The following is a 10,671-nucleotide window of genomic DNA, read 5'->3' as shown; positions in this document are numbered from 1 at the left end:
GCCAACGTGGTCGGCTCGGGCCCCTTCACGCTCAAGGACTTCAAGCCGGGCCAGGAGATCGTGCTGGAGCGCTTCGACAAGTTCTTCGAAAAGGGCAAGCCCTACCTGGACCGGGTGGTGGTGAAGATCAATCCCGACGCCACCAACCTGCTGATCGGGCTGGAGCGCGGCGACATCGGCGTGCTGCCGTACATGACCGAGCCGACCATCCTGCGCCGCGCCAAGGATAACCCGCAGATCGTCATGACCAACCGTGGCTACGAGGGCATCGGCGCGCTTGGCTGGCTGGCGTTCAATACCGCGCGCAAGCCGCTGGACGACGTGCGCGTGCGGCAGGCCATCGCCTACGCCACCGACAAGGGGTTCATCACCAAGGCGCTGAACGCCGGCTTCGCCAAGCCGGCGGACGGGCCGATCGTGGCCTCCAGTCCCTATGCGACCCAGGACCTGAAGAAGTACCCGCTCGATCTGAAGAAGGCCGAGCAGTTGCTGGATGACGCCGGATTCAAGAAAGACGGCAAGGGTGAGCGCATGACCCTGACGGTCGATTACATGCCCGGCAGCGACGTGCAGGGCAAGAACGTGGCGGAGTACCTGCGCAGCCAGCTCAAGAAGGTTGGGATCGCGGTGCAGGTGCGCGCTTCGCCCGACTTCCCGACCTGGGCCAAGCGCATCGCCAGCCATGATTTCGACATGACCACCGACCTGGTCTTCAACTGGGGCGATCCGGTGATCGGCGTGCACCGCACCTACCTGTCGAGCAATATCCGCGACATCATCTGGACTAACACCCAGTCCTACAAGAACCCCAAGGTCGACGAATTGCTGGAACAGGCCGGCACGGAAACCGACGAGGCCCGGCGCCGCGCGCTGTATGCGCAGTTCCAGCAGATCGTGACCGAGGACCTGCCGATCGATTTCCTGACGGTCATTCCATACCACACGCTGTCGTCCAGGAAGGTGCATGGCCTGCCCGATGGCATCTGGGGCCTGCTGTCGCCGCTGGACGACACCTGGCTGCAATAGGAGAGCGGCCATGTTGCGCTATCTCGCGCGTCGGATCGGCTACGCGGTGGTGTTGCTGCTGGCGGTGGTGACGCTGAACTTCCTGCTGATCCATATCTCGCCCGGCGATCCGGTCGAGACCATCGCCGGCTCCATGGGCGGCATCAGCGAGGAACTGCGGGCCCAGTTGCGCACCCAGTACGGGCTGGACCGGCCGTTCCTGGTTCAACTGGGGCTGTATCTGTCGCAGGTGGCGCGCGGCGACCTGGGTTATTCCTACTTCTTCAACCTGCCGGTGGCGCAGTTGATCTGGGAGCGGGTGCCGGCCACGCTGCTGCTGGTGCTGACGTCGGTGCCCAGCGCCTTCCTGGCGGGCACCGCGCTGGGGGCGCTGGCGGCGCGCAAGCCCAACGGGCCGCTGTCGCAGGGCATCACGCTGCTGTCGATCGTGGGCTATTCCGCGCCGGTGTTCTGGACCGGCATCATCCTGATCATCCTGTTCGCGTCGCTGCTGCCGTGGTTCCCGGTGTCGGACATGCGCTCGGCGGGCGGGCCCGAGGGCGGCTGGGCCGGCGCGCTGGACGTGCTGCACCACCTGGTGCTGCCGGCCTTCACGCTGGCCTTCGTGTACCTGGCGCAGTACAGCCGGCTGGCGCGCGCCAGCGTCATGGATGCGCTGGCGGCCGACTACATCCGCACCGCGCGCGCCAAGGGCCTGCCCGAGCGCACCGTGCTGTACCGGCACGCGCTGCGCAACGGCGTGCTGCCGGTGGTGACCATGCTCGGCCTGCAATTCGGCAACGTGCTGGCCGGCGCCATCCTGGTGGAAACGGTCTTCAACTGGCCGGGGCTGGGCCGGCTGGCGTTCGATTCCGTGCTGCGGCGCGACTATCCGACCCTGCTCGGCATCCTGCTGTTCGCGTCCCTGCTGGTGGTGGTGATGAACCAGCTTACCGACCTGGCCTACCGGCTGATCGATCCCAGGATAAAGACCTCATGAGCCACGTTCCTCCCGCCTTGTCCGGCGCGCCCGCGCCGGCGGCCGCCCGTGCGGCGCGGCCATCGTACGAAGCGCTGCGCGCGTTCGCCCGCAATCCGGGCGCGCTGATCGGCTTGCTGTTGCTGGCCGCCATCCTGGCGGTGGTGCTGATCGGCCCCCTGGTGATGCCGGCCGATCCCTTCGAGATCGCCAGCGCGCCGATGGAGCCGCCCGGCGGCGAGCTGCTGTTGGGCTCGGACTATATGGGCCGGGACGTGCTGACCGGCATCATCCATGGCGGCCGCGCCACCTTGCTGGTCGGCGTGGTGGCGGCGGTGCTGTCGATGGCCATCGGCATCACCGTGGGCGCGCTGGCCGGCTACTACGGCGGCTGGGTCGATGAAACGCTGATGCGCATCACCGAGTTCTTCCAGGTGCTGCCGGCGCTGTTGTTCGCCATGGTGCTGGTGACGCTGTTCTCGCCGTCGCTCGGCACCATCGCCGTGGCCATCGGCGTGGTCAGCTGGACCGCCACCGCGCGCCTGGCGCGCGGGGAATTCCTGAGCCTGAAGCGGCGCGAATACGTGCTGGCCGAAAGAGTGATCGGCTCCAGCAACGCGCGCATCATCTGGCGGGTGATCCTGCCCAACGCGCTGGCGCCGCTGATCGTCTCGGCCACGCTGGCCATCGGCACCGCCATCCTGTTCGAGGCGGGCCTGTCGTTCCTGGGGCTGGGCGATCCCAACGTGATGAGCTGGGGCCTGATGATCGGCAGCAACCGCCCCTACATCCTGACCGCCTGGTGGGCGGTGACCCTGCCGGGCGCGGCCATCTTCCTGACCGTGCTGGCGGTCAGCCTGATCGGCGACGGCCTGAACGATGCCCTCAATCCCAAGCTGGCCAGCAAACGGAGAAGCTGATGAGCGCCTTGCTTGAAGTCCGCGATCTCGGCGTGTCCGCCGCCCACGGCGGCCCGGCGGTGGTGCGCGGCGTGTCCTACACCGTCAACCGCAACGAAATCCTGTGCGTGGTGGGGGAGTCGGGATCGGGCAAGTCGGTCACCGCGCAGGCCATCATGGGCCTGCTGCCGCCGGATCAGTTGCGCGTGACCCAGGGCCGTATCCTGTACGACGGGCGCGACCTGGTCGGCCTGTCGGCGGCCGAATGGCAGGGGCTGCGCGGCCGCAGGTTCGGCATGGTGTTCCAGGAGCCCATGACGGCGCTCAATCCCGTCATGCGCGTGGGCCGGCAGGTGGAGGAGGTGCTGGCCTGGCACACGGACATGGACGCCGACGCGCGCAGGCAGCGGGTGCTGGAGCTGTTCGGTCAGGTGCTGCTGCCCGATCCCCGCGCCATGTACGCGGCCTTTCCGTTCCAGTTGTCCGGCGGTCAGCGCCAGCGCGTGGTGATCGCGATGGCGCTGGCGCTGGAGCCGGACGTGTTGATCGCCGATGAGCCCACCACCGCGCTGGACGTGACCACGCAGGCGCAGATCCTGGCGCTTATCAAGGACATCCAGCGGCGCATGGGGATCGGCGTCATTTTCATTACCCATGATTTTGGCGTGGTGGCCGACATTGCCGACCGCATCGTGGTGATGCGCCACGGCGCGGTGGTGGAGGCGGGCGCGGCCGCCGAGATCCTGAACCGGCCGCAACATCCCTACACCCGTCAATTGATCGCGGCGGTGCCGCACAAGCCCGAGGGCAAGGAGGAGGCCGCCGCCACGCCGCCGCTGATGACGGTGACCAAGCTGTGCAAGACCTACGTCACCGGCGGCCGCCGGGTCGAGGCATTGCGGGATATTTCGCTGGAGATCCGCCAGGGCGAGACCCTGGGACTGGTGGGCGAATCGGGCTCGGGCAAGTCCACGCTCGGCAGCGCGCTGATCGGCCTGGTGGCGCCAGACAGCGGCAGTGTGCGCCTGGAAGGCCGCGAACTGGTCGGCATGACGCCAAGGGATTTCCGGCCCTACCGGCGTCAGATCCAGATGGTGTTCCAGGACCCTTACGCTTCGCTCAACCCGCGCCAGCGCGTGGTCGATTCGGTTGCGCAGGGGCCCATCGGTTTCGGCGAAAGCCGCCAGACCGCGCTGCGCGAGGCGCGCGAACTGCTGGCCCTGGTGGGGCTGGGCGGCGACGCGGGCGAGCGCTATCCGCACCAGTTCTCGGGCGGCCAGCGCCAGCGGGTCGGCATCGCCCGCGCGCTGGCGCTCAAGCCGCGGCTGCTGGTGGCCGACGAGGCGGTCTCGGCGCTGGATGTGTCGATCCAGGCGCAGGTGCTGGACCTGCTCAAGACCATCAGCGGCCAGTTCGATCTGTCGGTGCTGTTCATCACGCACGACCTGCGCGTCGCGGCGCAGATCTGCGACCGCATTGCCGTGATGCGGCACGGGCAACTGGTGGAGCTGGACCGCGCCGCCACGATTTTCTATCACCCGCGACACGAATACACGCGCCGCCTGATCGATTCGGTGCCGGGCAAGGCCTGGAACAAGCCCGACCTTCAGGCGCTGGCGGACATCACGAACAGGAGCAAGCAGCATGCATGACACCCCGCATCCGGGACAGGCGCAAGCCGCCCGCACCACCATTTTTGCCGCCCGCGCCATCCTGACGATGAACCCGGCCCAGCCGCGCGCCACGCACGTGGCGGTGCGCGATGGCCGCATCCTGGGCGTGGGCAGCCGCGAAGACCTGGCCGGCTGGGGACCGGCCGAGCTGGACGAGCGCTACGCCGACCACGTCCTGATGCCGGGGCTGGTGGAGGGGCACTGCCATCTGCCGGAAGGGGGCATGTGGCAGTTCGCCTACGTCGGCTACTACGACCGCCGTGGGCCCGACGGCCGCGTGTGGCCTGGCCTGAAAAGCTTCGCGGCGGTGGCCGCGCGCCTGCGGGAATTCGCAGCTGGCCTCGCGCCGGAACAGACATTGATCGGCTGGGGCTTCGATCCCATTTTCTTCGGTGGCCAGCGCATGAGCGTGCGCGACCTGGACGCGGTGTCGGCCGAGCGGCCGGTGGTGGTGATGCATGCCAGCATGCATCTCATGAATGTGAACTCGCCGATGCTGGCCCGCGCCGGCATCGACCGCGATACGGATATCGAAGGCATCAGCCGCTTCGCCGACGGCCAGCCCAGCGGCGAGCTGTGCGAATTCGCCGCCATGTTCCCGGTGATGCGGCTGATCGGCAATCCGTTCCGCACCGTGGGCCTGTCGGAAAGCGGCCTGCGCATGTTCGGCAAGGTGGCGCAGTGGGCTGGCGTCACCACCGCCACGGATCTCGTCAACGAACTGGGCGACGAAGGGCTGGCGACGCTGGCGCGGGTCACGGCCGAGCCCGACTACCCGGTGCGTATCGTGCCGGCGGCGTCGGCGCTGACCTACGCCGGCGACCCGGCCGCCTGCCTGGCGAAGCTGCGCGAAGCGGGCCGGCTCAATCATGGCAAGCTGCGCCTGGGCATGGTCAAGCTGGTGGTGGACGGCTCCATCCAGGGCTTCACCGCCAGGGTGCGCTGGCCGGGCTATTACAACGGCGCGCCCAACGGCATCTGGGTGATCGCGCCGGGCGAGCTGGACGGGCTGGTGCAGGCCTATCACGAGGCCGGCGCGCAGCTGCACATCCACACCAATGGCGACGAGGCCACCGAGCTGGCGATCGACGCCATCGACCGCGCCTTGCGCCGCAGCCCGCGGCGCGATCACCGCCACACGCTGCAGCATTGCCAGATGGCCGATGCCGCCCAGTTCCGCCGCATGGCCAGCCTGGGCATGTGCGTGAACCTGTTCGCCAACCATATCTTCTATTGGGGCGACGCCCACCATGCCCTGACCATGGGACCGGACCGCGCCAATCGCATGGACGCCTGCGCCTCGGCCGCGCGGGCAGGGGTGCCGTTCGCGATTCATTCGGACGCGCCGATCACGCCGCTGGGGCCGCTGTTCACCGCCTGGTGCGCCGTCAACCGCCAGACCGCCTCGGGGCGGGTGCTGGGCGAGTCCGAGCGCATCAGCGTCGAGGCGGCGTTGCATGCCATCACCCTGGGCGCGGCCTACACGCTGCACATGGACCACCTGGTCGGCTCGATCGAGGTCGGCAAGTACGCCGATTTCTGCGTGCTGCGCGACGATCCGCTGGACGTGCCGCCGCAACGGCTCAAGGACATCGAGGTGCTGGGCACGGTCATCGGCGGGCGGCCGCTGGCGCCCCAGGCAGCCTGACATGGCGCGCATCCCGCTGACGGTGGTGGGCGGCTTCCTGGGCGCTGGCAAGACCACCTTGCTGAACCACGTGCTGGCTTCGGGCGGGCGCCGCGCGGCGGTGCTTGTCAACGATTTCGGGCCGGTGGATATCGACGCCGGCCTGCTGGCGCAGCGCGGCGATAACGTGATCCGGCTGGCCAACGGCTGTGTCTGCTGCTCGATGGCCGGGGGGCTGGACGACGCGCTGGCGCGGGTGCTGGCATTGGATCCCGCGCCCGAATGGATCGTGATCGAGGCCAGCGGCGTGTCCGACCCCGGGCGCATCGCGCAGGTGGGCCTGTCGGATCCGCTGCTGCAACTGGAGGCGGTGGTGGTGCTGGTGGACGCCAGCGGCATCCGCGACACGCTGGCCGATCCCCTGCTGGCCGATACCGCGCAACGCCAGCTGCGCGCGGCCGACCTGCTGGTGCTGAACAAGACCGACCTGCTGCCGGCGGACGAGCTGCCGGCGCTGCGCGACTGGCTGCGGATGCAGTCGGGCGGCGCGCCGATCGTGGCGACGCGGGAGGCGCGGGTGGAACTGGCGATGCTGGCCGGCGGCCTGCCCGAGAGCCATGCGTCCTGCGGCCCACATTGCGGCCACGCGGCGCACGGGCCGGCGGCGGGCTTGCCGATGGATGCCGCCGGCGCGGCGCGGGCGCCGCGGGGCGACGATCCCCGGCATCCCTTCCAAAGCTGGCTGTGGCCGGCGCCGGCCCTGTTGCACGCCGACCGCCTGGCCGACGCCCTGCGGCAACTGCCGCGCCATTGGTTGCGGGCCAAGGGCTGGGTGCGCACGGAACGCCACGGATGGGTGCTGGTGCAACTGGCCGGGCGGCGGGTGCGTTTCGACACGCGCGCGGCGCGTCCGGCCGAGGTGCAGTCGCCGGGGCTGGTCTTCATCGGCATGCGCGGCCTGACGCGGGGCGAAGAGGTCGCGGCGCGGCTGGCGCCGGCGGCGGCTTGAGTCGCGGCGCCATCGTCCGCGCGGGCGGCCGGCTGGTGCAAGCGATTTGCCGCGTCTGGTTCTAGACCCTGCCCGACGCCCCGCGTACCTTGGGTCCAGAGCCTGGGCGCATGTCGCGTCCGGGGATCGAGGAGGGTAGGCAATGCAAAAGACCGTCACCGTGGACATGCTGGCCGAGTTCGCGGCCGCGTGGAACCGCCACGATATCGACGCCCTGATGTCCTTCATGAGCGAGGACTGCGTCTTCGAAACGGTGGGCGGGCCGGAGCGCTGGGGCGCCCGGCATAGCGGCCGCGAGGCGGTGCGCGCGGCCTTCGCGGCGGCCTGGAAGAACTTTCCCGATGCGCAATGGAACAACGGCCGCCACTGGGTGGCGGGCGAGCGCGGCGTGTCGGAAAGCACCTTCACCGGCACGGCCGCGGACGGCTCGCGGGTCGAGGCCGACATGGTCGATGTGTTCACCTTCCAGGACGGCAAGATCCGCGTCAAGAACGCTTTCCGCAAGCAACGCCCGGCGCTGCCGGCCCGCGCCTGAGCCGACGCCGCCACCGGACCCCGCCCCATGGATGCCGCTATGTCTTCCGATCTGTCGAATACCGCCGGCACGTTCGTCGATCCCACCAGCGCGCCGGCCGCCAGCCCGGCCGCCAGCGCCTACAACCCGACCTATGACCCGCTGGTGTCGCCTCCCGGACGCGGGCAGGAATACGCGCCCACCTACTGGGTCGCCACGGCCGGACCGCCGCCGGCGGACGATGGGCCGATCCAGGGCGACATCGAGGCCGACGTGGTCATCGTCGGCTCGGGCTTCACCGGCCTGTCGGCGGCGTTGGCGCTGGCGCGCGACTATGGCGTGCGGGCGGTGGTGCTGGAGGCCAACCGCGCCGTGTGGGGCTGCACCAGCCGCAACGGCGGGCAGGGCCAGAACGCCTCGGGGCGTCTGTATCGCTCGCAATGGATCGAGCGCTGGGGGCTGGAGACCGCCCGGCGCCTGGACGCCGAGATCCACGAGGGTTTCGACTACTGGAAGAGCCTGGTGGCGCAGATCGATTGCGATGCGCAGCCGGGCGGCCATCTCTACACTGCGCACCGCGAGAAAAAGATGGATTTCCTGCGCAACGAGGCGCGGGTGATGCGCGAGCAGTTCGGTTACGACACCCGCATGCTGACCCGCGACGAGCTGCGCGAGCGCTACGTCGATGACCACGAGGCGATGGGCGCCTTGCTCGAACCCGACGGCATCGGCGTGCATCCGTTGAAGCTGGCCTATGGCTATATGCGGCAGGCTCGCGCGCTGGGAGTGCGGCTGCATCCGGGCAGCCCGGTGCTGGGCTGGACCGAAGAGGGCGGCGGCTATCGCCTGCAGACCCCGGGCGGCACCGTGCGGGCCAGGCGGGTGGCGTTCGCCACCGGCGGCTACACCGCGCAGGGGGTGAACCGGCTGCTGGACAACCGCATCATGCCGATCCTGTCCAACTCGATGGTGACGCGGGTGCTGACGCCCGACGAGCGAGCGCAGGCCGGCCTGAAGAGCACGGTGTTCATCACCGACACCCGCACCTTGCGGTTCTACTATCGGCTGTTGCCCGATGGCCGCATGCAGATCGGCAGCCGCAGCGCGCTGCGCGGCGCCGATGCGCAGCACCCCCGCCACCTGGCGCTGCTGCGTGACGGGCTGGCGCGCAAGTTCCCGGCGTTGCGGGGCATCGACGTGGACTACGCATGGACGGGCTGGGTCGACGTCAGCCATGACATGATGCCGCGCATCACGCAGCCCGATCCGGCGCGCCAGGTGTTCTACGCCTTCGGTTACGGCGGCAATGGCGTGGCGTTCTCGGCGCATGCGGGCCGCCGCCTGGCGCAGCGCATGATGGGGCAGGACGGGGTGAACTGGAGTTTGCCGATTTACAACACGCCGTTGCCCGGGCATCTGTTCGCGCCGTTCCGCCGCATCGGCCAGGCGCTGCTCTACCGCTGGTATTACCTGCGCGACGAGGTGCTGTAGCGGTGACGGCGGCGGTTCGTGTCGACGCGCGCGCGGCTACCGACGGTGACGGTAGCCGCGCGCACCGGCTTCGCTCAGAACTGATAGCGCACACCGACCTGGCCGCTGTAATCGTGTTTCAGTTTGCCGGCGAAGCTGCTTTCGATCTGGCTGTATAGACGCCAGTTGGCGGACAGTCTGGCATTGAGCGACAGGTTGACCAGATAGCGGCTGTCGTCCGCGATCGGCTGGCTCAGCCGATCCCTCGCAACGCTGTTGTTCAGGATCTCGACGCTGCCCGCGCGCCGCAGGTTCTGCAGCCGGAACAGCCCGGCGGACAGGCTCAGCGCATGTTGGTCATCCGACTGCAGGGTCACCCCGGCAGCGGCGCCGATCTTGGCATAGATCGGCGTGCTGGCATTGATCCGCACATCGACGCCGCTTTTATCGCCATGCAGCGTGTAGGCGCTGGTGCGGCCGGTGACCACTTCGATCGAGGGTTCGATGAAGGCGCGGTCATTGAACAGGTTTTTCCGCCATCCCGCCTGCACGCTGGCCAGCAAGGTCGTGGATCGCGCGCCCTGTCCGTCGATGTTCAGGTTGGCCGGAAGATGATAGGTCTGGTTGGTTCTCAAGTATTTGGCGACGACGTCGATGAAGGGGCCGTCCTCGCTGATCCAGGCGTAGTAGAGGCCGATACCGCCCGTGGTGTGTTTCTCCGACAGACCGCCTTCGCCTTGACCGGAGCCTTGGGTGTAGCTTCCCATGACGCCGTACAACTGCCTGCCAAGCTTGCGGTCAAGACCCAACTGCAGCGTGGTGTGTTTCAGGTGGAGTTGCTCATAGTCGGCCTGTCCGTGGCTGGTCTTGAACCACAGTCCGGCCTGTTCATTCAATTGGCGCACATCTCCCAACCGTTTGTTGAGCTGATTGGTCTCAAGCACGAAAGCGACCCTCGGCAGGCTGGCCAGCACGCCGGTGCGGAGGATCTGCCGTCGTACCGCGGTAATCTGCTTGACGGTGTCGTCGTCCGCGGTGATGCCGGACTGCTGCAACCGGTCGATGATGCTTTCGCGCGATTGCAGGGCGTCCAACTCGGACAGCCTCAAGGAAAATGGCGTGAATGGCGACAGGGCGCCCGAGCCGTGCCCGGCGGCGCCGGTGTCCGGCGTGGCGCCGGGCGCGGAATCCTGCGCCGGATCCTTTTCGGCGTGGGCCTCGGCGGGGCCGGTGGAACCCGAGTCGGCCGACGGCGTGTCGGTGGGGCCGGAGGAACCCGAGTCGGCCGATGGCGTGTCGGTGGGGGCGGAGGAACCCGAGTCGGCCGATGGCGTGTCGGTGGGGCCGGTGGAGCCCGAGTCCGCCGATGGCGTGTCGGTGGGGGCGGTGGAGCCCGAGTCCGCCGATGGCGTGTCGGCGGGGCCGGTGGAGCCCGAGTCCGCCGATGGCGTGTCGGTGGGGGCGGTGGAGCCCGAGTCCGCCGATGGCGTGTCGG

10 protein-coding genes are annotated in these 10,671 nt (G+C 68.9%); 9 read left to right on the top strand and 1 reads right to left on the bottom strand.

What is annotated here, in order from left to right:
• The 8 genes from ACN6PJ_RS30240 to ACN6PJ_RS30205 all read left to right on the top strand — a co-directional run.
• On the top strand, window positions 1-1,026 hold a 1,026-nt coding region (locus ACN6PJ_RS30240; protein WP_427999349.1), incomplete at its 5' end, for an ABC transporter substrate-binding protein.
• 10 nt (window positions 1,027-1,036) lie between these two features.
• A complete protein-coding gene (locus tag ACN6PJ_RS30235) occupies window positions 1,037-2,005 on the top strand; it encodes an ABC transporter permease (RefSeq protein WP_427999348.1) in 969 nt (322 codons plus the stop codon).
• Window positions 2,002-2,904, top strand: a complete 903-nt coding sequence (locus ACN6PJ_RS30230) for an ABC transporter permease (protein WP_049074140.1) — start codon at window positions 2,002-2,004, stop codon at window positions 2,902-2,904. Before ACN6PJ_RS30235 ends, ACN6PJ_RS30230 begins: the two co-directional genes overlap by 4 nt.
• The gene (locus tag ACN6PJ_RS30225) at window positions 2,904-4,535 is read left to right on the top strand and encodes a dipeptide ABC transporter ATP-binding protein (protein ID WP_427999347.1); all 1,632 of its coding nucleotides are present in this window, start codon (window positions 2,904-2,906) and stop codon (window positions 4,533-4,535) included. Before ACN6PJ_RS30230 ends, ACN6PJ_RS30225 begins: the two co-directional genes overlap by 1 nt.
• Window positions 4,528-6,204, top strand: coding sequence for an amidohydrolase (locus tag ACN6PJ_RS30220; protein ID WP_427999346.1), 1,677 nt, complete (start codon window positions 4,528-4,530; stop codon window positions 6,202-6,204). The genes ACN6PJ_RS30225 and ACN6PJ_RS30220 overlap by 8 nt, the downstream gene beginning before the upstream one ends.
• A gap of 1 nt (window position 6,205) precedes the next feature.
• On the top strand, window positions 6,206-7,192 hold the full coding sequence (locus ACN6PJ_RS30215) for a CobW family GTP-binding protein (RefSeq protein ID WP_427999345.1): 987 nt from the start codon (window positions 6,206-6,208) through the stop codon (window positions 7,190-7,192).
• A 142-nt stretch (window positions 7,193-7,334) separates the two neighbouring features.
• Entirely contained in the window at window positions 7,335-7,727 is a 393-nt protein-coding gene (locus ACN6PJ_RS30210; RefSeq protein ID WP_059270213.1) for a nuclear transport factor 2 family protein, read from the top strand.
• A gap of 39 nt (window positions 7,728-7,766) precedes the next feature.
• Complete coding sequence (locus ACN6PJ_RS30205; RefSeq protein ID WP_238909243.1) at window positions 7,767-9,197, top strand: NAD(P)/FAD-dependent oxidoreductase; 1,431 nt, start codon at window positions 7,767-7,769, stop codon at window positions 9,195-9,197.
• 74 nt (window positions 9,198-9,271) lie between these two features.
• Here ACN6PJ_RS30205 and ACN6PJ_RS30200 read toward each other — a convergent pair whose 3' ends face one another.
• The gene (locus ACN6PJ_RS30200; RefSeq protein ID WP_427999344.1) at window positions 9,272-10,270 is read right to left on the bottom strand and encodes an autotransporter outer membrane beta-barrel domain-containing protein; all 999 of its coding nucleotides are present in this window, start codon (window positions 10,268-10,270) and stop codon (window positions 9,272-9,274) included.
• A 25-nt stretch (window positions 10,271-10,295) separates the two neighbouring features.
• On the opposite strand from ACN6PJ_RS30200, the gene ACN6PJ_RS30195 reads away from it, so the two are divergent.
• Window positions 10,296-10,671: hypothetical protein (locus tag ACN6PJ_RS30195; RefSeq protein ID WP_427999343.1), on the top strand; the 376-nt coding region annotated here is incomplete at its 3' end.

It is taken from the genome of Achromobacter sp., assembly GCF_050285585.1.
Classification (GTDB): domain Bacteria; phylum Pseudomonadota; class Gammaproteobacteria; order Burkholderiales; family Burkholderiaceae_B; genus Achromobacter.
The sequence above is the reverse complement of the archived record's forward strand: the minus strand, read 5'-3'. Positions and strand labels throughout refer to the sequence as shown.